We start from the raw sequence: 25,592 nt of genomic DNA, 5'->3' as shown, positions 1-25,592 counted from the left end.
GGATTCGCCCGGGCGTCCCTTGGCCATAGCTTCGTGATCACTGGTGGGGCCGGGCGACCGTGCCCTCCCCGCCCGTGGCGTCACGAAGAAAGGCAGACATGTACGGGAAGGCATTCGCTCCCGAGTACCGGGGCGCGCTCGGCGAGCTTTCGGTCAACTCCTCCCTCGAGGAGGTGCTGACCAAGGCGATGGAGCAGCGACGGCGCGCCGAACTGGCCGGATCCGCGCTGGAATCGGCGCACGCGGGGCTGGCCGTCGCCGAGGCCAGCCGACGGCTGGGCCGGGTGGCCGAGGCCGAGGAGGCCTGGAAGGCGAGTTACCGGGCGGCGCGGGGGGCCGGCGACGAGGGCGCCATGGCGTGGGCGGTCTGGAGCGGCGGCACCCTGGCCCGGCAGCGCGGCGAACTCCGCCTCGCCCGGCGCCGGCTGGCCATGGCCGCCGGACTCGCCGAGCGCGGCGGGGACATCGTGGCCCGTGGCTACTCGCTCGCCGGACTGGCCGAGACCGGCCGTATCCAGGGCGACTACCGGGCCGTCGCCGAGCTGCACGAGAAGCTGCTGGCGGAGGCCCGGAAGCGGGGCGAGGCCCGGCACACGGTGTGGGCACTGGAGGGCATCGCGCAGATGCACCGCAACACCGGCGCGTACGGCAAGGCCCTGGAGATGTTCGAGGAGGCGGCCCTGATAGCGGAGGGCGCCGACGACGCGCGGGGGCACTCCTGGGCGTTGCGCGGCATCGCCGACGTGCTGTCCTTGCGGGGCGAGACGGACCGGGCCCTGGCGCTGCTGTCCCGGGCGGAGACCACCTGCCGGGAGATGAACCTGGTCGGCGCGCTGGCCTACAACCACAAGATGCGCGGCAACGTGCTCTTCCGGGCGGGGCGTCACGAGGAGGCGCGGGACGTCTACACCGGTGCCCTGGAGGAGTTCCGGGCCATGTCCGAGCCGCGGGGCGCGGCGCTGGCGACGCTCGGCCTGGTCAAGGCCCGGGCCCGGCTCGGGCACGATCCGGCGGAGACGGCGGCCGACCTCGAGGAGTTGCGCGGCACGCTGGGCGGGCTGGGGCTGCTGCACGCCCGGGACATGGTCGACAAGGCGTGCGCGGAGCTCGGGATCGTCCACGGCCGGGCCGGATCGGAGGGCTGACGTGACATCGGTCCACACGTCCCCGCCCCCGGTATCGCCGGCGGGGGTGCTCGGCCGCTGCCGGGAGCTCGTCGACCCGGCCCTGCGGAAGGCGGTGGGCACCCTCCACCCGTGGCCGCGCCGGATGGCCTCGTTCGCGCTCGGCTGGTGCGAGGCCGACGGCACCCCGAGCGCGGTCGGCGGCGGCAAGGGCGTCCGTCAGGCGCTCGCGGTGCTGGGCGCCGAGGCCATGGGCGCGGCCGGGGACGAGGGCGTCACGGCGGCGGTGGCGGTCGAGCTGGTGCACACCTTCTCGCTGATGCACGACGACGTCATGGACGGCGACGAACGGCGGCGCCACCGGGAGAGCGCCTGGCGGGCGTACGGCACCGGGCCCGCGGTGCTGGCCGGGGACGCCCTGTTCGCGCTCGCGGTCGAGACGCTCGCCCGGCACGGTGGCTCGTACACCGGGGCGGCGGTGGCGCGGCTGGCCGGGGCGCTGCGCGAGCTGGTGCGGGGGCAGGCCGACGACCTGCTGTTCGAGGCCCGGCCCTGGACGGGTCCGAGGGCCGTGCGCCCGGCGGAGTACGAGGCGATGGCGGCGGGCAAGACCGGCTCCCTGCTGGCCTGTGCCCTGACGCTGGGTCCGGTGCTGGCGGGCTCCCCTCCCCTGGTGGTGGAGGCGCTCGGGGAGGCGGGCCGGCAACTGGGCCCGGCCTTCCAGGCCGTGGACGACCTGCTGGGCATCTGGGGCGATCCGGGCACCACGGGCAAGCCGGTCCACAGCGATCTGACGCGGGGGAAGAAGACCCTTCCGGTGCTGGCCGCGCTGGCGTCGGACGGCCCCGCCGCCCGCGAGCTCGCCGCGCTCCTCGCCCCGGGCGTCCCGCTGGACGCCGACGAAGCCCGTCGCGCGGCGGGGCTGGTCGAGGAGGCCGGGGGCCGGGACGCCGCGCTCGCGGAGGCCCGGCGCCGGGTGGCGGCGGCCCGGGAATACCTGTACGGGGTGCCACTGGCACCCCGTACAGTGGACGAACTCGTCGCGCTCACCGGGTTCCTGGTGGACCGGCGGCTGTGACGGGGCGCGGGCCGCGTCCGCGGCCCGCGCTCAGGCGCTGCGCAGGACGACGACGCTGCTGGCGGCCTTGTCGTGGAGGCACTGGCGGTAGGGGCTGTCCCAGAGGCACCACAGGATGTTCAGCAGGCCCAGGAACGGCACGAAGGCCATCAGGTAGCTGCTGAACATGCGCCACAGCGCGCCGCCGTAGGAGAGGTTCTGACCGTCGGAGAGCCGGGCGACACGGATGCCGCAGATGCGCTTGCCGAAGGTGGAACCCGACTTCGAGAGCATCAGCGGCTCGTAGAGGAAGAACACCGCGATCATGCCGACGATCGTCACGAGGGCCGATAGGGGGGTCGCGCCGTCGGCGGCCGCCCTGATCCCGGCACTGATCATCGCCACGACGATCATGGGAATGATCATGAAGATGCCGTCGAGGATGCGCGCGCCGAGGCGCGCGCCCTGGCCGGCGAGGGCCTGCGGCGGCGGACCGCCCGCGCCCATCGGGGGCATCGGCGGCGGGTAGTAAGGAGATTGCGGCTGGCCGTAGCCGTAGGGGGGCTGCTGGCCGTACGGGTTCTGGCCGTACGGGTTCTGCCCGGCGGCCGGAGGCTGCTGGTAATGACTCACACAACTGATCCAATAGGAGAGCCCACCGATCACACAAATCGGTTTCGGGGGACCACGGAGATCGATGACAAACGGTTATCCGGAGAACGGGCGCGGATCGAACGAGCGCGGATCATCGAATCACCGGACATTGCCATGATTTTCGATTGCCACCCTTGGCCGCTGTGTCACGGCTGTTACACAACGGCGGGAAAACCGGCGGACGCGGATCATACGATCAGTCCCTTCTTTTCGCGGGTGTTCCCCGCGCTCCGTCGTTTCCGCACGCCCCCACACCGTCACACCCCCACACCGTCGCCGAGGGGAGATCCGTCGTGTCAGGTCGAATAGCGCGTCGCCGGCTCCTCCGGGTCGCCGGGTGCGGCCTGGTCGCCGGAGCGGGCGCGGCGGGCGCGCTCCAGTGGTCGGCGCCGGGGGCGCAACAGGGCGCGGAGCGGGGGCGGTTCACCGCCGCGCGTCCCGCGAGCGAAGCCCCGGCGGAGGCGTTCGTCCACATCATGGCGCACGCCGACGACTCGCTGTATTTCATGAACCCGGAGCTGGAACAATGCCTGCGTGGCGGGGCTCCGGTGGTGACGGTCTGCATGACCGGCGGCGAGTCCGACGGCCGCAACGCGCTGAGTACCGGCCCCGGCTACGCCGGACTGCCGGAGCGGCGGCCCGACTTCGCCCGTGCGAGGATCAACGGGCTCCGGGAGGCGACCGCTTACATGGTCACCGGCGACTGGCTCAGCCCCTGGCACGTCGAACCGCTGACGCTCCTGCCGGGCCTCCGGGTCGAGTCGCAGACGCTCGTCGCCGCGCCCCGGGTCCAGCTGATCTTCATGGAGCTGGTCGAGGCCCGGGCCCTGCGTGCGCCGCGCCGGGACAGCCTGCGGGGCCTGTGGCTGGGCGCGACGCGGGACCTCCCCACGCTCGTCCCCACCGCGAGCCCGGTCGGCCGCGTCTTCCGCTACACCCGGGAGCAGGTGATCGACTCGCTCGCCGCCGTGCTGGAGCGCCACCGGCCCACGGTCGTCCGGACCCTCGACCCCACCCCCACCCGCCTGCCACGCCAGCCGCACTACGCCGGCGTTCCGTCCGTGCTCCAGGGCATCGCCACCTACGACCACCAGGACCACACGGCCTCCGCCCACTTCGCGCAGGCGGCCCTGGCCCGGTACTGGGGGCGGGGGCCCGCCCGGCTCACGGCCGTGGACAGCTACCTCGGCTACGAGGCGGCCCTCCTGCCGAACAGCCTCGACGACGCCGCCACCGCCCACAAGACCACCGTCCTCGACATCTACGGCTGGGTCGGGGGCCGGGACTGCGGCGATCCGGCCGGGTGCGGCGACCGCAAGGTCGGCGCGCGCTCGAAGGACTCCCGCTGGACGAACAACCTCCGCCACCGAGCCCCCGGCACGCAGGCCTGGGTGCGACCGCTGCCGGACGGACGGCTCGCGGCCTTCGCGGTCCTCGGCGGACAGGCCCGCTGCTGGACGGAGACCGGGGCGGGCAGCGGCGTCTGGTCCGGGCCGGTGCCCCTCGGCGGCTCCCTGCTGGAGGGCCAAGTACAGGCGCTGCGGCACGCGGACGGCACGCTGGGGCTGTTCTCCGTGCGCACCGTGCTGCCCGCGCCCGGTGTCCCCCACCGGCGCGAGGTGGTGACGACGGCCCAGACCGGCACGGTGTCCGCCGGAGCCCCGGCCTTCGGCCCGTGGCTCTCCCTCGGCGCGCCGGAGAAGGACCCCTCGGGGTCGCTGGAGATGGGCTGTCCGGTGGCGGTGACCGGCCGGGACGGCAGGGTGTTCGTCTTCGTACGGAACCGGTCGGGCGGGGTGAGCTTCCGCTCCACCGACGGCGCCGGGGAGTGGGAGGCGTGGCGGTCACTGCCCCCGGGCCCCGGGCGGCCCGTGGTCGTCCAGGACGGCCTGGACGCCGCCGTCGACGACGCGGGCCGCGTCCACGTCGTCGCGGCCGGCCCCCGCACCGTCCACCACTGGCGGTCCCGGGATCCGGGCGGACCGCCGCGCGCGGCCGGGCCCACCCTGCTCCCGGCCGCGACCGGCCCGCTGAGCCTGGCCGCGCTCCCCGGCGGGGGCATGCGCCTGGCCCTGCGCGAACCGGTCACCTCCCGTGTGGTCGTGGCCGATCTGCGGCCGGGCGGCGCCGGCTGGCGCGTCACCGCCCAGTGCGCGCCCATCGGCGGTTACGGCCGGGTGGCGCTGGCGCGGGAGGGCACGGCCACCGTGCTCGCCGCCCGTGACGCCGCCGGACTGGCGCGGCTGTCCGCCGGCTCGGGCCGCCCGGGCCCCTGGCTCGCCGGGGGCGTCCCCCACCGGGGCACGGCCGCGCTCACCCGGGACTCCCGGGGGCGCACGGTCGCGGTCGTGCTGGGCATGGACGGACGGCTCGCCAGCGCCCGGATCAGGGGCACGGGAGGCGAGGCCGTCGCCGACTGGGTCACGCACGACGGCAGGGCCCTGGGCGATCTGCTGACGTCCTGAGCGGACCGCACCCCATGAGCGAACCGCGCCCCGTAAGGGGCGCGGGGCGGGGTCGACATGCGGCTACCGCCGCGTGGGCGCGACAAGCCCCCACCGGCCCGCGGGTAACCAATCCCGCCCCGGCGGAGCCGCCCGTCACTTCGCCTTGATGTCCTGCTGGATGACGCGCTCGACGTTGCGCTCGGCGAGCGCGGTGATGGTCACGAAGGGGTTGACGCCGATGGAGCCCGGGATCAGCGAACCGTCCGTGAGGTAGAGGTTCTTGGCGCCGGCGACACGGCCGTAGAGGTCGGTGGCCTTGCCCAGGACGGCGCCGCCGAGGGGGTGGTAGCAGAAGTCGTCGGCGAAGGCCTTGAGCCGGGTGCCGAAGAGGTCGTAGCGGTAGATCGTCCCGTTCGCCTTGTTGACGCGGTCGAAGAGCGACTTGGCGGCGGCGACGGCGGGGGCGTTCTGGTCGCGGGTCCACCGCAGGTCCGCCCGGTCGGCGGCGGCGTCGTAGACGAAGGTGCCGCGCTCGGGGTTCTTGGTGATCGCCAGGTAGAGGCTGACCCAGGTCTCCAGGCCGGCGGGCATCGGGGCGATCTCGGCGAAGACGGGGGCCGTGGGGTTGTTCCAGTCGTCGATGCCCAGGGCGGGGATGGACGACTGCTTGGCGCCGGTGGGGTTCCACATGTGGTTGGCACGGGCCGTCATGATGTTGCCGTTGGGGCCCCAGCCCTTGCCGATCTCGGAGCTGAGGCCGGGCAGGGCGCCGGTCTCCCGGGCGCGCAGCAGCAGTTCCGTGGAGCCGAGGCTGCCGGCCCCGAGGAACAGATAGGTGCAGGAGATCTCCTTGACCGCCAGCGTCTTCCCGTAGGCGTCCGTCTCCTCGACGGTCAGGACGTAGGAGCCGTCCTTCTGCGTCCGCACGGACTTGACCTTGTGAAGGGTCCGGATGGTGACCTTGCCGGTGCCGAGGGCGGTGGCCAGATAGGTCTTGTCCAGGCTCATCTTGCCGTGGTTGTTGCCGTAGATGACCTCGCCGGCGAGCGCGGACTTCGGCGCCTCGCCGGCGGCCTCGCGCCGCATGTGGTCCCAGTCGTAGACGTTGGGCACGAAGGTGGTGCCCAGGCCCGCCTTGCCGGCCTGGTCCCGGGAGACGCGCGCGAACTTGTACCACTCGGTGTCCTCGAACCACTTCGTGTCGATGTGGTTGACGCGCAGGGTGGAGTTGGCTCGCGGGAAGTACCGGTCGTACATCTCGGCGGCGTCGACCTGCGGCAGCACCTCCTCGAAGTAGGAGCGCTTGGGCGTCACGGCCATACCGCCGTTGACCAGCGAGCCGCCGCCGACGCCGCGGCCCACGTAGACGGACATCTGGTCGTAGTTGACCCGGTCCAGCACTCCGGCGTACGGGGTGATGTCACGGTTGACCACGTCGAGCCAGAGGAACGAGCCGAGCGGGGCCTCGGTGCGCTTCTTGAACCAGCTGGAGCGCTCGTCGGGCTTGAGCATGCCGGTGAACACCTTGCCGTCCGACCCCGGCTTGTCCCACTGCTGCCCCATCTCCAGCATCAGGGTCTCCACCCCGGCCTCACCGAGCCGCAGCGCCGCGACGGCGGCACCGTAACCGGTACCGATCACCACGGCCGGCACATGCGTCCCGCCGTCCCCGGCCGCCCGGCCGGCGGCCTGCGCCCGGGGCGCCGTGGAGATCGTCGTGGCCCCGCTGAGGGCGGCGGCGCTCAAGGCCGCCATGCCGAGCAGACGACGGCGCGACAGGTGCTGGTTGACTCCCACGTGGATCCTGACCTTTCGGAGGCTGGTGAAACCGCTGATGAATCCGGTACACAGCCACTCTGCCCAACGTTCCGCTCAGGAAAGACCTAGAAGAATGACCAGACTTCAAAAGGATACTTGCACTTCTTCATAGAAAACGTTCACAAGTATCACTCTCCTCCGAAGCCGATATGTGTGGGACATATGACTCCTGTACGCTCCCGGCCGTCACCGACTCATCGGAGCGCCCTGTGCAGTTACCACTGGATCACGCCACCGCCCTCCGCCCGGGCCACGCCGCCGACGCCTCCTGGCCCACGGCCCTCGACACCCCGCCCGCCGGGGCGCTCGACCTCTGGCTGCTGAGACTCCCCGGACCCTGGCTCGGCGCGGCCGCCCTCGACGAAGCGCCGCTCGACGGCCAGGAGCGCGCCCGGGCGGACGCGTTCGCCCATCCCTTCGACCGCGCGGGCTATGTGGCAGCACATCTGACGCTGCGTCGGATCCTCGGGGCGTATCTGGACGCCGCCCCCGGCGCGGTGGACCTCGTCCGCGAGGCGTGCCCCTGCTGCGGCGGGCCGCACGGCAGGCCGGCCGCGCCCGGCGCGCCCTTCTTCTCCCTGGCGCGGGGCGAGGGGCTGGTGCTGATCGGCGTCGCCTCCGCCCCCGTGGGCGTGGCCGCCGAACGGCCCCCGGGCGTCCACACGGTGGCCGAGGCCGCCCGCTCCCTCCACCCCGCCGAGCACCGCGAGGTCATGGCCGCGCCGGTGGTGCGCCGCCCCGCGGTCCACTCCCGGCTACGGGTCCGCAAGCACGCCTACCTCAAGGGGCTGGGCGCGGGCCTGGGCCGCTCCCCCGCCCTCGACTACGTGGGCAACGGCGGCCCGGACACGCCCCCGTGGCCCACCGGCTGGACGATCGTCGACGTACCGGCCGGCACCGCCTCGGCGGCCGCGGCGGTGCGCGGCCGGCTCACGGTCCGCTACGACGTCAGGCGGCTGGACCCCGAGGGCCTGGCCGCCTGAACGTCATCTCACGGTTTATTGCTTCTTGTTACTTCTTGACCGTCCACTCCGCGGACTCCTTGGCGAAGCCGGAGTCCGGGGTGAAGCTGATGGCCTTGACCTTGGCGCTCTCGGGCATCGAGACCACCACATAGCCGAGGGCCTTCTGGCCGCCGCTGAGCTTGACCGTGGCGGGCATGTTGGCACCGGCGGTGGTGGAGCCGATGGAGTGGGTGTAGGCCTGGCCCTGCTCGTCCGTGACCTTCACACCGTTGGCCGGGCTGTCGTCGTACACCTCGGTGCCGGTGTTGACGATCTCCAGCTGGGCGGCGACCCAGCGCTTGCCCGCCGAGGGCTTCATGAACTTGTTGTCGCTCTGGGCCGGGTCGGCGAAGTTCTTGAGCGTGACGGCGATCTGGGCGCCGTTCTTGGCCTTGATGGTGACGGTGTTGCCGACGACCTGGCTCCCGCCCTGACCGGCGGAACCCTTGTCCGCCCCGCCCTGGGCGGCGCCACCCTTGTCGGCGCCGCCCTGACCGGCGGAGCCCTTGTCGGCGCCGCCGCCCTTGCCCGGGTCGGCGGCGACGGCACCCTGGCTCGCGCTGTTGTCGGGCTTGGCGTCGACACCGTCACTGTTGCAGGCGGTGGCGGTGGCGGCGAGTGCGATCACGATCGCGGCGGTGGAGAGCTGACGACGCATGGTGTATCCCCCGTGGTGGTTCGGTTTTTGACGTGCACATTCTTACCCGCAGGTCAGAGTCGTTTTCGCCATCCAGGGGGCCTGTGGGCTTCCTGTGACATTCGGGTGATCAAACCGTGGCGGCGATACATGGCGACCGGGTACCAATCGGACCTACCGGATCGTCACCCCGGAGCGGACCCCGCCGAGCCGGCCCCGGACCATGCCGGCCAGCGCGTCGAACTCCTCGACACGGAGTCGTTTTGCCATGACGACGAAGACGCCGAGCAGCACGGAACCGCCGACGACCAGCGCCGCGACCGAGCCGAGGACGCCGTCCCCCAGGCCCTGGGCGATGGCGAACGCGGCCGCACCGCCGACGAGGGCCGCCGGCACGGCCGCGGCGCACAGCCGGGCGTACGTCCGGACGACGCGCGGCCCGTCGAGGTCGCCGCCGAGGCGATCGCGCAGCCGCTTCCACGCGATCCCGACGCCCACCGCGTAGGCGAGGCCGTAGGACGCCGCCATGCCGGCGGCCGCCCAGGCGGCCGGGAGCAGGAGGTAGCAGGCGACGGCCGCGACGCCGTTGACGCCGGCGACGACGAGCGTGTTGAAGAACGGCGTCCGGGTGTCCTCGTACGCGTAGAAGCCGCGGAGGACGACGTACTGCACGGAGTACGGGACGAGTCCGAGGCCGAACGCCATGAGGATGAAGCCCATGCCCCGGGCGGCTCCGGGGCCCACACCGGAGAAGAGCAGCGTGGACATCGGCAGGCCGAGCGCGAGGAAGGCGAACGACACGGGGACGATGGCGACCGCCGACGTCCGGAGCGCCCGGGAGATGTCGTCGCGCACCGCTCCCGGGTCGTCGCCCTGGGCCGCGCGGGAGAGACGGGGCAGCACGGCGGCCATGACCGAGACGGTGATGACGGCCTGGGGCATGCCCCAGATCAGCTGGGCATTGGTGTACGCGGTGAAGCCGGCACCCTCCTTGCCGGACGCCTCGCCGGCGGCGGTGGCCAGCTGGGTGACGACCGTGGCGCCCGCTTGATTGGCGAGAACGAACAGCACGGTCCACTTGGCGAGCCGGACCGTCCGGCCGAGCCCCTGCCCCTTCCAGTCGAAGCGGGGACGGAACCGGAAGCCGGTCTCCCGGAGGTACGGGACCATGGCCAGCGCCTGCACGACGAGACCGAGCAGCGTCCCGGCGCCGAGCAGCCGCACCCCTTCCGGCGGGATCGTGCCGACGCCCATACCGGACTCGCGGTACGCGCCGTAGACCCAGACGAACGCGCCGAACGTGGCGATGACCACGACGTTGTTGAGCACGGGCGTCCACATCATCGCCCCGAACCTGCCACGGGCGTTGAGGATCTGGCCCATGACGACGTGCAGGCCCATGAAGAAGATGGTGGGCAGGCAGTAGCGGGCGAAGACCACGGCGACGCTGTTGGCCGCCTGGTCCTGGGCGATGGCGTTCGACATCAGCCGGACCAGGAGCGGCGCTGCGAGGACGGCGACGGCGACGATGGCGCCGAGCGTCACCATGACGAGGGTGAGCAGACGGTTGGCGTACGCCTCGCCCCCGTCCTCGTCCTCCTTCATGGCGCGCACGAGTCGGGGCACGAAAACGGAGTTGAGCCCGCCGCCGACGGTGAGGATGTACATCATCGCGGGGAGGGTGGAGGCCACGGTGTAGGTGTCGCCGAGCACGGCGGTCCCCAGAGCCGCGGCGATCACAAGGCTGCGCACAAAGCCGGTCAGCCGGGAGACCAGCGTACCGACGGCCATCACGGCGCCGGCTCTCGCCAGTCCGGAAGCGCTGCCTTCGCCGGTGGGCGCGGGGGCCCGCCCCGCGGCCGGCGGGCTCTTCACGGCGGTGAGCCGCAATGTGTCGGCGTCGAGCTCCTTCGCGGACTCCCGAGGCCGACCGGCACGACTGTTCTGTAAGCCCGGCATCATCGCTCCCTTCCTCATGTGATCACGCCTGATCACATGAGGAAGATCACGCCGGGACGGCCGCCCGGGGTTCCGCCTACCGGATCGGCATCCCCGAGATGGCCCGTGCGATCACCAGGCGCTGGATCTCGCTCGTGCCCTCGAAGACGGAGTAGATCGCGGCGTCCCGGTGCATGCGTTCCACCGGATAGTCGCGGGTGTAGCCGTTGCCGCCGAGGATCTGCATGGCCTGGGCCGTGACCTGTTTGGCGGTCTCGCCAGCGAAGAGTTTGGACATCGAGCCCTCCGCCGCGGTGAAGGGACGGCCGGCCGTGGCCATCCAGGAGGCGCGCCACACCAGCAGGCGGGCCGCGTCGATACGGGTGCGCATGTCGGCGAGCTGGAAGGCGACGCCCTGGTTGTCGATGATCGGCCGGCCGAACTGCACCCGGGTCCGGGCGTAGTCGAGCGCCACCTCGTACGCGGCGCGGGCGATGCCGACGGCCTGGGCTCCGACGGCCGGGCGGGACGCCTCGAAGGTGGCCATCGCGGCGTTCCCGCCCCGCTCGGCGCCGTTCGCGCGTTCCCGGGCGCGGGCGAGGCGTTCGTCCAGCCGGTCCTTGCCGCCGAGGAGGCAGTGGCCGGGGACCCGGACGCCCTGGAGGACGACCTCGGCGGTGTGGGAGGCGCGGATGCCGTGCTTGCGGAACTTCTGGCCCTGGGCGAGGCCGGGGGTGCCGGGCGGGACGACGAAGGAGGCGTGGCCCCTGGCCCCGAGCTCCGGGTCGACCACGGCGACGACGACGTGGACGTCGGCGATGCCGCCGTTGGTGGCCCACGCCTTGACGCCGTCGATCACCCACTCGTCCTTGGCCTCGTCGTGGCGGGCGCGGGTGCGCATGGCCGAGACGTCCGAGCCCGCGTCGGGTTCGGAGGAGCAGAACGCGGCGATCTTCACATCGTTCGCGTCGCCGTACATCTGCGGCACCCAGGTGCCTATCTGCTCGTCGGTGCCGTTGGTGAAGACGCTGACCGCCGCGAGCCCCGTGCCGGTGATCGCCAGGCCCAGGCCCGCGTCGCCCCAGAAGAGCTCCTCCATGGCCACCGGGATGCCCAGGCCCGTGGGGTCGAAGAACTGGCGGGCGTAGAAGTCCAGCGAGTAGAGCCCGATCCTGGCGGCCTCCCGGACCACCGGCCAGGGGAATTCCTCGCGTTCGTCCCACTCCGCGGCCGCGGGTCGCATCACGTCGGCGGCGAAGCCGTGGATCCAGTCCCGGACGGTCTCCTGCTCTTCGCTCAGCTCCGGCTCAAACGCGGCCATGACCCCTCCCAACATGCGCTACCAGCGGTAACGGCAGTATGTTACCCACCGGTAAAGCCTGTCAACGGACCTCCTCCCGAATCCGCTGTGTGGATCGGGTGTTACTTTGCGCAGGCATTTCGATTCACTGGGGCGGGGAGGCACGTCTGATGGAGACCAGTCAGCGGGAAGAGCAGCACAAGGCGGCGGAGCAGCGGCGGAGGGAGCTGCTGGAGGCCGCGGACCGGGTGGTGCTGCGGGACGGTCCGGGGGCGTCGATGAACGCCATCGCGGCGGAGGCGGGGATCACCAAGCCCATCCTCTACCGGCACTTCGGCGACAAGGGGGGCCTGTACCGGGCGCTGGCCGTACGGCACACCGACGCCCTGCTCGCCGGGCTGCGGGCGGCGCTGGACGCGCCCACCAACCGGCGCGAGCGGGTGGAGACGACGCTGGACAGCTATCTGGCGGCCATAGAGGCGCGGCCCCAGGTCTACCGCTTCCTGATGCACCCGGCCGACGAGGGCCAGCCCTCCGACCAGGGCTTCGACGTCGGCCGACACTCGGCGCCGCTGCTGCGGCGCATGGGCGAGGAGCTGGCGCAGGTCATAGTCGAGCGGGTGGACCTCGGCCCGGACGGGGAGGAACTGGCCCGGGCGTGGGGCCACGGCATCGTCGGCATGATGCACGCCGCCGGCGACTGGTGGCTGCGGGAGCGTCCCTTCCCGCGCGAGCAGCTCGTCCGGTACCTCGCGGACCTGCTGTGGGGCCGCCTGGCCACGTCGGGCGACCGGGCGGACGGCCCGGGGTTCTGACGGGGCGGCGCTCCGGCCCGGCACGTCGGGTCTGTATGCCGGGTCTGTATGCCGGGTCTGTATGCCGGAACGCCCGTGGGCGTACGTCCGTGCCCCCGCGGGCGGCCGGGCGGCGCGGGCCAGGCCGGGCCCGTACGTCCCGGCCGCCCGGGCGGGCCGCGTCAGCCCGCCCGGCCGCCGGCCGCCGGGGCAGGAGCCTCGACCACCGCCGCCGCGGCCCCGGCCGGAGCCGGGGACAGCCCGGCCCGCCGGGCCGCGCGCAGGGCGCGTCGGCGCCGCAGCCCCGTGAGGTGGTCGAGGTACAGCCCGCCGTCGAGGTGGTCGCACTCGTGCTGGAGGCACCGCGCGAAGAAGCCGGTGCCCCTTACCGTGACCGGGGAGCCGTCCAGGCGGACGCCCTCGACGACGGCCTCGTCGAAGCGCGGGGTGCCCGCCTCGATCCCCGGGACGGACAGACAGCCCTCGGGGCCGCGGATCACGGGGCCGTCGGTGGCGACGAGCCGGGGGTTGACGACATGGCCCAGGTGGCGGCGGTCCTCGTCGTCGGGGCAGTCGTAGACGAAGAGGCGCAGCGGCACGCCTATCTGGTTGGCGGCGAGGCCGACGCCGCCCGCCTCGTACATGGTGGCGAACATGTCCTCGACGAGCCGGGCGAGGTCGTCGTCAAACGCCGTGACCTCCTCGCAGGGTGCCGCGAGACCCCGGTCTCCGAGCAGCCTCATGGGCCGCACACGTCCTGAACTGCCGGGAATGGTGCCTCGTCGCATGGGCTCCAGCGTACGTTCCCCGGGCCGCGGGTTCGGGCCCGCGGCCGGATCTCGATAGGCTGATCCCCGACCGGAGTCTCCTGGCCGGCCCTCGGCACTGGAGGGGCGTTCCACCGGCTGACCAGGATTTACGGCCCGGCGCCGAACAAGGAGGATCTAGGACGATGGCAGGCAACTCGGGGCCGCTGTCGCCGCGGGCCAAGCTCGCCGTGACGGCGGGCAAGGCGGCTGCGGCGGTGTCGCGCGCAGCGGGCCGCGGCAGTGGGTCGGTGATCGGCGGCAAGGTCGCGCTCAAGCTCGACCCCGACCTGCTGGCCCGGCTGGCAACCCACCTGGACGTGGTCCTGGTGTCGGCCACCAACGGCAAGACGACCACGACCCGGCTGATCGCCGAGGCGCTGCGGGCCAGCGGTCCGGTGGTGTCCAACGCGCTGGGCGCGAACATGCCCGCGGGCATCACCTCCGCCCTGGCGGGCGGCTCGGACGCCCGCTACGGCGTGATCGAGGTGGACGAGAAGTACCTCGCGGGTGTCGCCCGCGACACCTCGCCCAAGGCCATAGCGCTGCTGAACCTCTCGCGCGACCAGCTGGACCGCGCCGCGGAGACCCGCATGCTGGCCGAGAAGTGGCGTGAGGGCCTGGCCGGCACCAAGGCCGTGGTGATCGCCAACGCGGACGACCCGCTGATCGTGTGGGCGGCGTCCTCGTCGCAGAACGTGGTGTGGGTCGCGGCCGGCCAGGAGTGGAAGGACGACGCCTGGTCGTGCCCCTCCTGCGGTGGTGTGATGCAGCGCCCGGGTGACGACTGGTTCTGCGGCGAGTGCGGCTTCAGGCGGCCGACGCCGAGCTGGGCACTGTCGGGGGACTACGTCCTCGACCCGCACGGCTCCGCGTGGCCCATCCACCTCCAGCTGCCGGGCCGGGCCAACAAGGCCAACGCCACCACCTCGGCCGCCGTGGCCGCGACCTTCGGCGTGCCGCCGCAGGTGGCGCTGGAGCGGATGTACCAGGTGCAGGCGGTGGCCGGCCGGTACGACGTGGTGAACTACCTCGACCGTGAGGTACGGCTGCTGCTGGCGAAGAACCCGGCCGGCTGGCTGGAGACGTTCTCGCTGATCGACGGCCCGCCGGCACCGGTGATCCTGTCGGTGAACGCCCGTGGCGCGGACGGCACCGACACCTCGTGGCTGTGGGACGTCGACTACACCCGGCTCGCCGGGCACCCGATCATGGTCATCGGCGACCGCAAGCTGGACCTGGCCGTGCGCCTGGAGGTCGCGGGCGTGGACTTCCGGGTCTGCGAGACGTTCGACGAGGCGGTGCAGATGGCCCCGCCCGGCAAGGTCGAGGTCATCGCGAACTACACCGCTTTCCAGGACATCCGCCGCGTCGTCGGCAACTGACCCACGGGCAGCACTCAAAGGATTGTGAGCATGAGCCAGAACAGTCTGCGTGTGGTGTGGGTCTACCCCGACCTGCTCAGCACCTACGGCGACCAGGGCAACGTCCTGGTCCTGGAGCGCCGCGCCCACCAGCGCCGCCTGGACGTCCAGCGTGTGGACGTCCGCTCCGACCAGCAGATCCCCACCTCCGGTGACATCTACCTGATCGGTGGCGGCGAGGACCGGCCGCAGCGGCTGGCCGCCGAGCGGCTGCGCCGCGACGGCGGTCTCAACCGGGCCGTCGCCAATGGCGCGATCGTCTTCTCGGTCTGCGCCGGCTACCAGATCCTGGGCCACGAGTTCGTCAACGACCTGGGCCGGCGCGAGCAGGGCCTCGGTCTGCTGGACGTCATCAGCACCCGGGGCGAGGGCGAGCGCTGCGTCGGCGACGTCCTCGGCGACATCGACCCCCAGCTCGGCCTGCCGCCGCTGACCGGGTTCGAGAACCACCAGGGCGTCACCCACCTGGGCCCGACGGCCCGCCCGTTCGCCCGGGTCCGTTTCGGCAAGGGCAACGGCACCGGCGACGGCACCGAGGGCGCGTTCAACGAGACCGTCTTCGGTACGTACATGCACGGCCCGGTCATGGCCCGCAACCCGCATATCGCGGACATGCTGATCAAGCTGGCGCTGGACGTCAACGCCCTGCCGCCGGTCGACGACCGCTGGTACGAGGCGCTGCGCGCCGAGCGGATCGCCGCGGCGACACAGCCCGCATAGCGGACGGTCGTGATCCCCGCCGCCCCGACGGTTTAGGGTGGCGGGGATTCCCACCGGACGACGGGGTCCGGTCCTTAAGCGGCCCCGCGGGGCCCCGATCCAAAAGGTCCCCCTGTCATGCGCATCGGTGTGCTCACCTCCGGCGGCGACTGCCCCGGGCTCAACGCCGTCATCCGTTCCGTCGTCCACCGCGCCGTCGTCGACCACGGCGACACGGTCATCGGTTTCCACGACGGCTGGCGCGGTCTGCTGGAGGGCGACCACCGGCCGCTGGACCTGGAGTCCGTGGCCGGCATCCTCGCCACCGGCGGCACCGTGCTCGGCTCCTCCCGGGTACGGCCCGAGGATCTGCGCGGCGGCGTGGAGCGCGCTCGCGACCACATGGCCGCGCTCGGCCTGGACGCCGTCATCCCCATCGGCGGCGAGGGCACCCTCAAGGCGGCCCGGCTGCTCTCGGACGCGGGGCTGCCGATCGTCGGCGTCCCCAAGACCATCGACAACGACATCGCCTCGACCGACGTCACCTTCGGCTTCGACACGGCCGTGGGCGTGGCCACGGAGGCCCTGGACCGGCTGAAGACGACCGCCGAGTCCCATCAGCGGGTACTGATCGTGGAGGTGATGGGCCGCCACACCGGCTGGATCGCCCTCCAGTCGGGCATGGCCGCCGGCGCCCACGCGATCGTGGTGCCGGAACGGCCCTTCGACATCGACGAGCTGACGGCCGTCGTCGGCAAGCGCTTCGAGGCGGGGAAACGATTCGCCATCGTGGTCGTCGCGGAGGGCGCCAAGCCGCGCCCCGGCTCGATGGACTTCGAGACCGGCGGTACGGACGTCTACGGGCACGAGCGATTCGCCGGTGTCGCCCGGCAGCTGGCCGGGGAGCTGGAGCGCCGCCTGGACAAGGAGGCCCGGCCCGTCATCCTCGGCCATGTGCAGCGCGGCGGCACCCCCACCGCGTACGACCGGGTGCTCGCCACCCGCTTCGGCTGGCACGCGGTGGAGGCCGTGCACCGGGGCGCGTTCGGGATGATGACGGCGCTGCGCGGCACGGACATCACGCTGGTGCCGCTGGCCGAGGCCACCGAACGGCTGAAGACGGTCCCGGCGGAGCGCTACTCCGAGGCCGAGAACGTGCTGTGATCCGCTGTGCCTCCCCGGGGGACGGCCCCAGGGGCCCTGGCCGGACCCGCGGGCCAGCCCGCTCCCCCGCCCCGGCGTCGTGCCGAGGACACCGACCGCACCGGTAGCGCCGCGCACGCGGGCGAGGCGCCCCGGCCGTGGGCCCGCCCCGGGTCGCCTCTACTCTGGTCCCGGCGCATCGGTGCGAAATGGGAGAGACTGGATGGATCACGGCGGACACGGCATGCACGGCATGATGCACATGGACATGCCGCCGTTCACGCTGGGCCGGGGTCTGCAATTCAGCGGCGAGCCGTTCTTTATGATCGGCTGCCTGCTGGGGCTGGGCCTCTACGGCTGGGGCGTGGTGCGGCTGCGGAGACGCGGCGACGCCTGGCCGTGGGGCCGGGTGGTGGCGTTCACGCTGGGCGTGCTGAGCGTGGCGCTGGTGATGTGCACCAAGCTCAACGACTACGGCATGGTCATGTTTAGCGTGCACATGGTGCAGCACATGGTGATCAGCATGCTCTCCCCGATCCTGCTCCTCCTGGGCGCCCCGGTGACGCTGACGCTGCGGGCGCTGCCCGCCGCGGGGCGCGGTCGCAAGGGGCCGCGCGAGTGGCTGGTGGCCCTGCTGCACAGCCGCTACATGCGGATCATCACCCACCCGGCGTTCACGATCCCGATGTTCATCGCGAGCCTGTACGCGCTGTACTTCACGCCGCTCTTCGACTTCCTCATGGAGACGAGGACCGGGCACATCGCGATGATGGTGCACTTCCTCGCGGTGGGCCTGGTGTTCTTCTGGCCGATCATGGGTGTGGACCCGGGCCCGCACCGGCCGGGCTATGTGATGCGGATGCTGGAGCTGTTCGCGGGCATGCCCTTCCACGCCTTCTTCGGCATCGCGCTGATGATGGCCTCGGAGCCGATGATCGGCACGTATATGCATCCGCCGGCCTCGCTGGGCATCGACGCGCTGGACGACCAGAAGGCGGGCGGCGGCATCGCCTGGGCGTTCAGCGAGATCCCGTCGGTCCTGGTGCTGCTGGCGCTGGTGTACCAGTGGTACCGCTCCGAGCAGCGGCAGGCCAAGCGGTCCGACCGCGCGGAGGAGCGCAGCGGCGACAAGGAGCTCCAGGCCTACAACGCCTATCTGGCCTCGCTCCACGCCAAGGGCCGGCAGGGCTAGGCCGGGCTGGGCCGGGCCGGTTCCGGACCGGGCCCGGCGGCGGTATGGCGGTACGGACCGCGGTGGGGAGACGATGGTCTCCTGACCGCGGTCCGCGCGTATGTACGGCCGTACGGCGGGACCGCCGTGGAGGAGGTGCGGGATGCCCGGATCGACGAAGGCCATGGCGGGGCTCACGGTCGCGGGGCTGGTCCTGGTGACCGCCTACTCGGTGACGATCGGCAGCGACGGCTGGCTGTGGTTCGCCTGGGTGGTGCTGGGCGTGGCGACGATCGGGGCGATGGCGACGCGCGGGGCCTGAGCGCCGCGCCCCGGGCGGGCGCTCGGAAGCGTCGGAAGGCGTCAGGAAGTCAGAAAGCGTCAGAAGCGGAAGACCGCTCCCGTGGCGGCCTCCAGGAGGCAGAGGTTGGGGTAGGTCCTCCGCCAGGCCACCGTGGTGCCGTGCCACGCCCCGTCGGCGGTGGCGGAGACCGGGTCGTCCTCCCGGGTGCACACCCGGCCGGTGTCGCCGGGGAGGGCGTCGGGCCGGCCGCCCGCCCGTTCCAGGTCCGCGCACGCCTCGGCCGCGTGGGGGTGGTGGCCGCCCGCGCCGGGACAGACGAGCCGGAGGCCGCGGATCCAGGTGTTCCGCGCGCCGGAGATCGTCAGGAGGAGCCGCCCCGTCTCCTTGGTGTCAGCGCTCGCCGGAGCGGGGGGTAGCGCGAACAGCGCGGTGACGGTCGCTGCCGCTGCCGCGGTGGTGCGTACGGACATGGGTGCCTCCCGGGCGCGGTCGTGCCGGTCAGGGCACCGTGTGGGGCCGCCGTACGGCAAGCGACCGCACCGGACCCTCACCTGTGTGGGGGATTGCGGCCACCCGGGCGGCCGCCGGGCCGGAGCGGAAATTCCCTCGCCGCGGACGGCCGTCGTCCGTACGCTCCCGTCCGTACCAGAGGCTTCTGACAAGGGGGAACGTAGTGAGCGCACGGCTGCGCGAGATCGCGCGGGTGACGGAGTCGATCGTCGCCGACGGGGGCTATACGACACCGGGCGGCCGGTGGGCGGACATCGCCGAGGCGGTCGGGGCGGCCCGCCGGGGGACGCGGCTGTACGGGCCGGAGCCGGTGGCGGTGCCCTCGGGGAAGCCGGTGGCGGCGACGGTCTTCGAGGTGACGGCCGAGGGCAGTCTGGGAGCATCGCGCCGGCTGGCGGCGGACGGCGGAGTGTCAGCGAACGGCGGGGTGTCAGCGGACGGCGGGGTGTCAGCGGACGGCGGGGTCGCGGTGCTCAACTTCGCCTCCGCCCGCAACCCCGGCGGCGGCTACCTCAACGGCGCCCAGGCGCAGGAGGAGGCGCTGTGCCGGGGCTCGGCCCTGTACACCTGCCTGCGCGAGGCCCCGGAGTACTACGCCGCCCATCGCGCGGACCCCAGCCCCTTCTACAGCGACCGGGTCGTCCACTCCCCCGGCGTCCCGGTCTTCCGCGACGACCGTGACGGGCTCCTGGAGACCCCGTACACGGTGGGCTTCCTGACCTCCCCGGCCCCCAACGCCGGGGTGATCGCCCAGCGCACCCCGGAGCTCACCGCCCGGGTCCCGGCGGCGCTGGCGGAGCGCGCGGACCGGGTGCTGGAGGTGGCGGCCGCGCACGGCTACCGCCGGCTGGTGCTCGGGGCGTGGGGGTGCGGGGTCTTCCGCAACGACCCGGGGCAGGTCGCGGCGGCGTTCGCCGGGCATCTGACGGGCACGGGGCGCTTCGCCGGCCGTTTCGAGCACGTCGTCTTCGCGATCCTCGACCGGCGGACGGACTCGCCGGTCCGGGCGGCCTTCGCGTCGGTGTTCGCGGCGGAGGCTCGCTGACGCGGAGGGGCGAGGCCCAGCGGAGGGGCGAGGCCCAGCGGTCAGGTCAGGCCCGCTCCCCCATCATCTCGGCGACGAGGAACGCCAGGTCGAGGGACTGGGCCCGGTCGAGCCGGGCGCCGCGGGCGGCCCCGCCGGCCCGGTCGCCGGTCAGCGCCACATGGATGCCTCCCGCGTGGGTGCCGCAGGCCCGGTGGACGTCGAAGAAGCCCCGGACCTCGTCGAGGAGGGCGTCGAAGTCATGGACCGCGTGACCGCCGGACGTCCGCACGGTGTTGCCGTGCACGGGGTCGCAGACCCAGGCGGGCGTGGCGCCCTCCCCCGCCGCCTTGCGCACCAGCGCGGGCAGCCGGTCGCGGACGGCTCCGGCGCCCATCCGGGCGATGAAGGTGAGCCTGCCGGGGATACGGTCCGGGTCGAGCCGGTCGACGCAGGCGAGGACGGTGTCCGGGTCGGCGTCGGGGCCCAGCTCCACGGCGACGGGGTTGTGGATCCGGGAGAGGTAGGCGAGATGCTCGCCGTCCGCCTCCCGGCCGGGCAGGGCGGTCCACAGCAGATGGGCGCTGGTCGCGTAGGGCAGCCCGGTGCGGGCGTCGGTGCGGGTGAGCGCCTCCTCGTAGTCGAGCCGCCGCCCCTCGTGGCCCGCGAAGAAGTCGACGGTGTGGACCTCCTTGGGGTCGACCCCGCACGCGTGCATAAAGCGCAGAGAACGCTCGATCCCGTCGGCGAGCTCCGTGTAGCGTCGGCGGGACGGGGAGTCGGTCACGAAACCGCGGTTCCACTCATGCACTTGGTGGAGGTCGGCATGCCCTCCGATGCCGAAGGCGCGTACGAGATTGAGCGTAGTCGCCGACGCGTCGTACATCCGGCGCAGCCGGTGGGCGCCGGGGTCGCCGGAGCCGGCGGGCCCGCCGAAGTCGACCCGGCCGACCTTCACCACCGGGACCGAGGCCGCGTAGGTGAGGACCACGGCCATCTGAAGGAGCGTACGGAGGATCCCGCCCACGGAATCGGCGGTCGTCCCGCCGAAACTCCGTGCGCTCTCGCCCCCTTGCAGCAGGAACGCCTCGCCCCGGGCGACGGCGGCGAGCCGGTCCCGCAGCCGGTCGCACTCCTCGGCGAAGACGAGCGGGGGCAGATCCTGGAGCGGCCCGGCCGTCACCGGCGGTCCGGCCTGCGGCAGTGGAGTCATGTCCCCGTCTCTCGGCTGGCCGGCCGCGCGCGGCGGCCGGCGGGATGTCCGGCCCAGGAATTCCAGCCCACCCGCCGGGCCCCGTCAAGGACGACCCACCCCCTTTTCCGGTGCGAAGGGGTTTGGCCGGGAGTGCACGCGGTACGCGCACTGGTGAGGTCCTTGAAGTCGACCCGGAAGTCTTGACCCAGAGGTCCTTATGACAGCCGAGTCCGAATCAGACAAGGCCGACGACGCGTCCGTCGGCATCCCGCGTCTGCGGGCGGCCCGCGACCAGTTCGCCGACCTGACGGACCGGCCCCCGGCGACGGCCTGTGGATCCGCCTGACGGGACCGTGGGCCCCCTGCATGCGGGCCGGCGTCGCCTGATCCCGGCAGGACGATCACCACGCCAGGACAACTGCGCCCCGGCCCATATCGGGTCGGGGCGCAGTCGCTACAGGTACCGCTACCGGGGATTACTTGGTGGCGGTGGCCTTCGGGGGCACCGGGGTGGCGTGCGGGGTGCACGTCACGTCGGAGCCGCCGGTGAGCTTGCCGGTCAGGAGGTAGGCGTCGACCTTGCTGTTGATGCAGGGGTTGACGAGACCGGTGACGCCGTGGGAGCCGGCGCCCTTCTCCGTGATCAGCTGCGAGCCGCGGAAGCGCTTGTGCAGCTCGACCGCGCCCTCGTACGGGGTGGCGGCGTCACGGTCGGACTGCACGATGAGGGTCTGCGGCAGACCCTTGTGCGTGGTGACCTCGATGGGGTTGTACTGCGGGCCCTTCCAGGTGGCGCAGGGCAGGTTCATCCAGGCGTTGGACCACGTCATGAACGGGGCCTGACGGTCGACGCGGGTGTTGTCGCGGTCCCACTTGTTCCAGCTGGTGGGCCACTTGGCGTCGGCGCACTCGACCGCGGTGTAGACGGCGTTGCCGTTCTCCGAGGCGATGTTGCCCGCCTTGTCGGCCATGTCCGGGCCGGCGGCCTGGACCAGCGGCTTCTCGTCACCGGCGACGTACTTGCTCCAGGTCTGGGCGACCGGCACCCACGAGGAGTCGTAGTACGCGGCCTTCTGGAACCAGCCGATCAGCTCGGCCGGGCCGACGAGCCCGGCGATGGGCTTGGCCTTGGCGGAGGCGCGGAGCTTCTCCCAGTTCTGGTGGACCTTGGCCTGGGTGGTGCCGAGGTGGAAGGCGTCGTCGTGCTGGGCGACCCACTTCTCCCAGTCCTTGAACCGGCCCTCGAAGGCGATGTCCTGCTCGAGGTTGGCCTTGTACCAGATGTTGTCCTGGGCCGGGTTGACGACGCTGTCGACGATCATGCGACGGACGTGCGTCGGGAAGAGCGTGCCGTAGACGGCGCCGAGGTAGGTGCCGTAGGAGACGCCGAGGTAGTTGAGCTTCTTCTCGCCGAGGGCGGCGCGGACGACGTCCACGTCACGGGCGGTGTTCGTCGTCGTCATGTACGGCAGGAGGTCGCCGCTGCGCTCGAAGCAGCCGTCCGCGTACTCCTTGGCCAGCTTGCGCTGGGCGCGCTTGTCGGCCTCGCTGGAGGGCACCGGGTCGGGCTTGGGGGCCTTGACGAACTCCTGGGGGTCGACGCAGGAGATCGGGGCCGAGTGGCCGACGCCGCGCGGGTCGAAGCCCACGAAGTCGTACGCCTTGGCGATGTTGACGTAGAGCGGGTTCTTGGTCGTGACCTTCGTGGGGAAACGCAGGCCGGAGCCGCCCGGGCCGCCCGGGTTGTAGACGAGCGAGCCCTGGCGCTCGCTCGCGGTGCCGGTGGACTTGGCCCGGTCCACGGCGATCTTGATGGTGCGGCCGTTGGGCTTGGCGTAGTCGACGGGAACCGTGACGAATCCGCACTGGATCGGCTTCTGGAACCCCCAGTCGGCAGGACAGTCCTGCCACTGCACACCCGTCTTCGCGGCGTGCTCGGCGGCGATCTTCACGCCCTTGGCCTCGGCGGCGCCTCCCGGCACGGCCTGCGCCGCGCCCGCCGCCGGTGCGGACAGGAAACCGGCGACGAGCGTGCCGGCCAGCACCGTGCCGGCCGCGCCGGCTATCGCGTTGGGTCTCAAGATAGGAATTCCCCCTGCTTCGAACGCCGCCCGGAGGGCAGCGATGATCACGCGGTCTGCGGGGAATCCTTTCGTCTCCCCTGCCACAAAGGACAGGGTGTGAGGGCGTTCTTTACTAATCCGTAAAGATGACGGAACAAGGAGCGGCACGGGTGGTGGCCTTCACCCCAACTGGCGCTAAAACGCCCGTATTACGTCGTTCAGCTCGCTTGTCCATGAATCCAGCACCTTGCGCACTCCCAGTGCGTCCCGCGCGACCGCGCTCACCACGACGGCCGGGCCGGCGAGGGGGGTGACGGCGGCGGTCGCGCCGAGCGGACGGGCCGTCATCGGCCGGTCCTCGAAGGCCGGGTGCACGACGACGAGCTGGCCGACCGCGCGGTGCCCGCCGAGCACCGCGCCGCCGTCCCAGCCGGGCACCCCCGGTCCGTAGCACAGCTCCTGGTCGAACAACGGCCGTCCGGCGAGGTGGACCGTCAGCCGTGAGCGCAGCCGTCCCGGAGGCTCGCCCGCCCGGCCCAGGACCTGCTCCTCGCGGAGCAGCAGCCGGGCCCCGGCGGCGAGCGCGACGCGGGTGGTCGTCCGGACGTCGCTGCCGTGCGCGGAGATCAGCGGCTCGGGCAGCCAGCGCAGGGCGGCGCCTTCGCCCACGTCGATACGGGTGTCGTAGGTGGCGGGCGCGCCCGTACGGCCCGGCAGGGCGATCGTGGCGGCCGTGGTGGAGAAGGACAGCGCGGCGCCGCGCTCGACACGGGCGCCGAGCGTCAGCCGGTCGCCGCCGAGCGGGGCGCTCATGGCGCCCACGAGCGCCACCCGGGCCTCGGCCCCGCGGCCGCCGATCCGGCGCAGGGCGAACGGCCCCCCACCCTCCAGGACGGGCAGGGCGGTGCCGCCCCTGCCGTCGGGGGCGGCGACGATCCGGGCCGCCGCCACCACGCCGGCGGGGTCGGGCGCGAGCGCCGTGGCCAGGGCAGCCGGTGGAGTCACACCGCCGTCCAGATCGCGAGCCGCTCCAGCACCCAGTCCCGTACGGGCGCGACGCCGCCCTCGGCGGCGAGCGAGGTGAAGGCCACCGGGAGCTCCCCGCGCTGGGCCTTGGCGTCGCGCGCCATGCCCTCCAGGTCGACGCCGACGTACGGGGCGAGGTCGGTCTTGTTGACGACCAGCAGATCGGCGGTGGTCAGGCCGGGCCCGCCCTTCCGGGGGATGTCGTCACCGCCGGCCACGTCGATGACGAAGATCTGCGCGTCGACGAGGCCCTTGGAGAAGGTGGCGGTGAGGTTGTCGCCGCCGGACTCCACGAGGACGAGGTCGAGCGGGCCGACCGCGTCCTCCAGGTCCTCGACGGCTTCGAGGTTGGCGGAGATGTCGTCGCGGATGGCGGTGTGGGGGCAGGCGCCCGTCTCCACGGCGGTGATGCGCTCGGGCGCCAGCACGGCGTTGCGCAGCAGGAACTCGGCGTCCTCGCGGGTGTAGATGTCGTTGGTGACGACGGCGATGGACAACTGCTCGCGCAGCGCGCGGCACAGGGCGGCGACCGTCGCCGTCTTGCCGGACCCGACGGGCCCGCCGAGCCCGATCCGCAGGGCGCGGCGGGTGCCGTCGGGGCGGGTGGGCGCGGCGGCGCTGTAGGTGTGGCGGTGGGGGTAGGTGGTGGGGTGGTCGAGGTGCACGGTTCCCTCCAGGGGTGTCGGAATCAGCCCCTCTGGCGTTCGAGGAGCGGGGGTCCGGGGGCGGAGCCCCCGGGAGACAGCGGCTACGTGGCGAACAGCCGCACCGGCCACGCCGCGTGCTGCTCCGCCGTGATGTCGAGCAGCGGCGCCGCCGGCGCGGGCAGGGCGTCGGTCCCCTCGTCGAGCGCCCGCAGCCCCGCCTCCGCCGCGCGCGCCGCGACGTCGTCCAGCTCCGGCGCCAGCCGCGCCAGCACCGCCGTCGCCTCGAACGGATCGAGGCTCAGCAGCCGCACCACCGCCGTCGCCGGCCCGCTCACCGCCTCGTACGCGGCGGCGTACGCGGCGGCCGGCGGCCCCAGCCCGGCGGAGCGCGCCACCAGCCCGAGGACGACGGGCTGGTGGGCGCCGCGCGGCAGGGCCGCCGCGAGGGCGTCGAGTCCGGGCGACGGCCAGGCCGCGCGCGCGGCGCGCATCAGCTGACGGCCGAGCCGGCGCGCGGCGGCGCGCAGGGCCGGCGAGGGAGTGCGGGCGTCGGCGGCCGCGTCGAGGTCGAGCGGGTCGATCCCCGCGGCCGCGGCCGCGGCGAGCCCCGCCGCGGTCAGCCCTGCGGTGTGCAGCCGTCCCCGGCAGAAGGCTTCCAGGGACGCGCCGTCCGTGACCCGGCCGGCCTTGACGGCCGCCTCGGCGCCGCCGGAGTGGGCGTGGCCCCCGGCGGGGAAGCGTCCGTCGGCCAGGACGAGGAGCGCGGCGGACATGGTGCCGCCCATCGGCCGCCTGTCGGACATGGTG

General features: G+C 73.0%; 23 protein-coding genes and 1 pseudogene. 12 read left to right on the top strand and 12 right to left on the bottom strand.

Annotated elements, in window-relative coordinates:
• Nucleotides 1-98: 98 nt before the first annotated feature.
• Together AB0E98_RS20385 and AB0E98_RS20380 are read left to right on the top strand one after the other, a co-directional pair.
• On the top strand, nt 99-1,145 hold the full coding sequence (locus tag AB0E98_RS20385; RefSeq protein WP_361704396.1) for a tetratricopeptide repeat protein: 1,047 nt from the start codon (nt 99-101) through the stop codon (nt 1,143-1,145).
• Between the two features lies 1 nt (nt 1,146).
• Nucleotides 1,147-2,202 (top strand): polyprenyl synthetase family protein, encoded by a 1,056-nt coding sequence (locus AB0E98_RS20380; RefSeq protein WP_361704393.1) that lies wholly within the window; start codon nt 1,147-1,149, stop codon nt 2,200-2,202.
• 30 nt (nt 2,203-2,232) lie between these two features.
• On the opposite strand, the gene AB0E98_RS20375 is transcribed toward AB0E98_RS20380, so the two are convergent.
• A complete protein-coding gene (locus AB0E98_RS20375; RefSeq protein ID WP_361704391.1) occupies nt 2,233-2,814 on the bottom strand; it encodes an RDD family protein in 582 nt (193 codons plus the stop codon).
• Nucleotides 2,815-3,128: 314 nt separating this feature from the next.
• Here AB0E98_RS20375 and AB0E98_RS20370 point away from each other — a divergent pair, with 314 nt between their 5' ends.
• Nucleotides 3,129-5,300, top strand: a complete 2,172-nt coding sequence (locus AB0E98_RS20370; protein WP_361704388.1) for a PIG-L family deacetylase — start codon at nt 3,129-3,131, stop codon at nt 5,298-5,300.
• A 135-nt stretch (nt 5,301-5,435) separates the two neighbouring features.
• On the opposite strand, the gene AB0E98_RS20365 is transcribed toward AB0E98_RS20370, so the two are convergent.
• Nucleotides 5,436-7,037, bottom strand: a complete 1,602-nt coding sequence (locus AB0E98_RS20365; RefSeq protein ID WP_361704528.1) for a GMC oxidoreductase — start codon at nt 7,035-7,037, stop codon at nt 5,436-5,438.
• Nucleotides 7,038-7,309: 272 nt separating this feature from the next.
• Here AB0E98_RS20365 and AB0E98_RS20360 point away from each other — a divergent pair, with 272 nt between their 5' ends.
• Complete coding sequence (locus tag AB0E98_RS20360; protein WP_361704387.1) at nt 7,310-8,083, top strand: 4-phosphopantetheinyl transferase; 774 nt, start codon at nt 7,310-7,312, stop codon at nt 8,081-8,083.
• Nucleotides 8,084-8,111: 28 nt separating this feature from the next.
• Here the strand turns inward: AB0E98_RS20360 and AB0E98_RS20355 are convergent, their stop codons facing one another.
• The 3 genes and pseudogenes from AB0E98_RS20355 to AB0E98_RS20345 all read right to left on the bottom strand — a co-directional run bounded on the left by AB0E98_RS20355 (nt 8,112) and on the right by AB0E98_RS20345 (nt 12,000).
• Nucleotides 8,112-8,762 carry a DUF4352 domain-containing protein gene (locus AB0E98_RS20355; RefSeq protein ID WP_361704384.1) on the bottom strand — a complete coding sequence of 217 codons (651 nt, stop codon included), beginning with the start codon at nt 8,760-8,762 and terminating at the stop codon, nt 8,112-8,114.
• Between the two features lie 153 nt (nt 8,763-8,915).
• Nucleotides 8,916-10,589, bottom strand: a pseudogene (gene murJ / locus AB0E98_RS20350) (murein biosynthesis integral membrane protein MurJ); the annotation flags it as partial.
• A gap of 187 nt (nt 10,590-10,776) precedes the next feature.
• A complete protein-coding gene (locus AB0E98_RS20345; protein WP_361704381.1) occupies nt 10,777-12,000 on the bottom strand; it encodes an acyl-CoA dehydrogenase family protein in 1,224 nt (407 codons plus the stop codon).
• A 149-nt stretch (nt 12,001-12,149) separates the two neighbouring features.
• On the opposite strand from AB0E98_RS20345, the gene AB0E98_RS20340 reads away from it, so the two are divergent.
• Nucleotides 12,150-12,794, top strand: coding sequence for a TetR family transcriptional regulator (locus tag AB0E98_RS20340; protein WP_361704379.1), 645 nt, complete (start codon nt 12,150-12,152; stop codon nt 12,792-12,794).
• A 161-nt stretch (nt 12,795-12,955) separates the two neighbouring features.
• Here AB0E98_RS20340 and def read toward each other — a convergent pair whose 3' ends face one another.
• On the bottom strand, nt 12,956-13,561 hold the full coding sequence (gene def, locus AB0E98_RS20335) for a peptide deformylase (RefSeq protein ID WP_361704378.1): 606 nt from the start codon (nt 13,559-13,561) through the stop codon (nt 12,956-12,958).
• 164 nt (nt 13,562-13,725) lie between these two features.
• On the opposite strand from def, the gene AB0E98_RS20330 reads away from it, so the two are divergent.
• The 5 genes from AB0E98_RS20330 to AB0E98_RS20310 all read left to right on the top strand — a co-directional run bounded on the left by AB0E98_RS20330 (nt 13,726) and on the right by AB0E98_RS20310 (nt 18,338).
• On the top strand, nt 13,726-14,964 hold the full coding sequence (locus AB0E98_RS20330; protein WP_361704376.1) for a MurT ligase domain-containing protein: 1,239 nt from the start codon (nt 13,726-13,728) through the stop codon (nt 14,962-14,964).
• Nucleotides 14,965-14,994: 30 nt separating this feature from the next.
• Nucleotides 14,995-15,723 (top strand): glutamine amidotransferase, encoded by a 729-nt coding sequence (locus AB0E98_RS20325; RefSeq protein WP_361704375.1) that lies wholly within the window; start codon nt 14,995-14,997, stop codon nt 15,721-15,723.
• Nucleotides 15,724-15,840: 117 nt separating this feature from the next.
• The gene (locus AB0E98_RS20320) at nt 15,841-16,866 is read left to right on the top strand and encodes a 6-phosphofructokinase (RefSeq protein WP_361704373.1); all 1,026 of its coding nucleotides are present in this window, start codon (nt 15,841-15,843) and stop codon (nt 16,864-16,866) included.
• Between the two features lie 202 nt (nt 16,867-17,068).
• Entirely contained in the window at nt 17,069-18,037 is a 969-nt protein-coding gene (locus AB0E98_RS20315; RefSeq protein WP_361704371.1) for a cytochrome c oxidase assembly protein, read from the top strand.
• A 142-nt stretch (nt 18,038-18,179) separates the two neighbouring features.
• Nucleotides 18,180-18,338 carry a hypothetical protein gene (locus AB0E98_RS20310; RefSeq protein ID WP_311612388.1) on the top strand — a complete coding sequence of 53 codons (159 nt, stop codon included), beginning with the start codon at nt 18,180-18,182 and terminating at the stop codon, nt 18,336-18,338.
• A 59-nt stretch (nt 18,339-18,397) separates the two neighbouring features.
• On the opposite strand, the gene AB0E98_RS20305 is transcribed toward AB0E98_RS20310, so the two are convergent.
• On the bottom strand, nt 18,398-18,790 hold the full coding sequence (locus AB0E98_RS20305; protein WP_361704368.1) for an SSI family serine proteinase inhibitor: 393 nt from the start codon (nt 18,788-18,790) through the stop codon (nt 18,398-18,400).
• A gap of 203 nt (nt 18,791-18,993) precedes the next feature.
• Between AB0E98_RS20305 and AB0E98_RS20300 the strand changes: the two genes are divergently transcribed.
• Nucleotides 18,994-19,875 carry a TIGR02452 family protein gene (locus tag AB0E98_RS20300; RefSeq protein ID WP_361704365.1) on the top strand — a complete coding sequence of 294 codons (882 nt, stop codon included), beginning with the start codon at nt 18,994-18,996 and terminating at the stop codon, nt 19,873-19,875.
• 46 nt (nt 19,876-19,921) lie between these two features.
• Here the strand turns inward: AB0E98_RS20300 and AB0E98_RS20295 are convergent, their stop codons facing one another.
• A complete protein-coding gene (locus AB0E98_RS20295) occupies nt 19,922-21,067 on the bottom strand; it encodes a 3-deoxy-7-phosphoheptulonate synthase (protein WP_361704363.1) in 1,146 nt (381 codons plus the stop codon).
• Nucleotides 21,068-21,266: 199 nt separating this feature from the next.
• Between AB0E98_RS20295 and AB0E98_RS20290 the strand changes: the two genes are divergently transcribed.
• Nucleotides 21,267-21,395: a hypothetical protein gene (locus tag AB0E98_RS20290; protein ID WP_361704361.1), complete on the top strand. Its 129-nt coding sequence runs from the start codon at nt 21,267-21,269 to the stop codon at nt 21,393-21,395.
• A 130-nt stretch (nt 21,396-21,525) separates the two neighbouring features.
• On the opposite strand, the gene AB0E98_RS20285 is transcribed toward AB0E98_RS20290, so the two are convergent.
• The 4 genes from AB0E98_RS20285 to AB0E98_RS20270 form a co-directional block, all read right to left on the bottom strand.
• Nucleotides 21,526-23,130, bottom strand: coding sequence for an alpha/beta hydrolase (locus tag AB0E98_RS20285; protein ID WP_361704359.1), 1,605 nt, complete (start codon nt 23,128-23,130; stop codon nt 21,526-21,528).
• Between the two features lie 177 nt (nt 23,131-23,307).
• Complete coding sequence (locus AB0E98_RS20280) at nt 23,308-24,117, bottom strand: urease accessory protein UreD (protein WP_361704358.1); 810 nt, start codon at nt 24,115-24,117, stop codon at nt 23,308-23,310.
• Nucleotides 24,114-24,803 carry an urease accessory protein UreG gene (gene ureG, locus AB0E98_RS20275; RefSeq protein WP_361704355.1) on the bottom strand — a complete coding sequence of 230 codons (690 nt, stop codon included), beginning with the start codon at nt 24,801-24,803 and terminating at the stop codon, nt 24,114-24,116. Before ureG ends, AB0E98_RS20280 begins: the two co-directional genes overlap by 4 nt.
• A gap of 83 nt (nt 24,804-24,886) precedes the next feature.
• Nucleotides 24,887-25,558 (bottom strand): urease accessory UreF family protein, encoded by a 672-nt coding sequence (locus AB0E98_RS20270; RefSeq protein ID WP_361704525.1) that lies wholly within the window; start codon nt 25,556-25,558, stop codon nt 24,887-24,889.
• Nucleotides 25,559-25,592: the final 34 nt, after the last annotated feature.

It is taken from the genome of Streptomyces sp. NPDC037389, from assembly GCF_040636475.1.
Classification (GTDB): domain Bacteria; phylum Actinomycetota; class Actinomycetes; order Streptomycetales; family Streptomycetaceae; genus Streptomyces; species Streptomyces hesseae.
The sequence above is the reverse complement of the archived record's forward strand: the minus strand, read 5'-3'. Positions and strand labels throughout refer to the sequence as shown.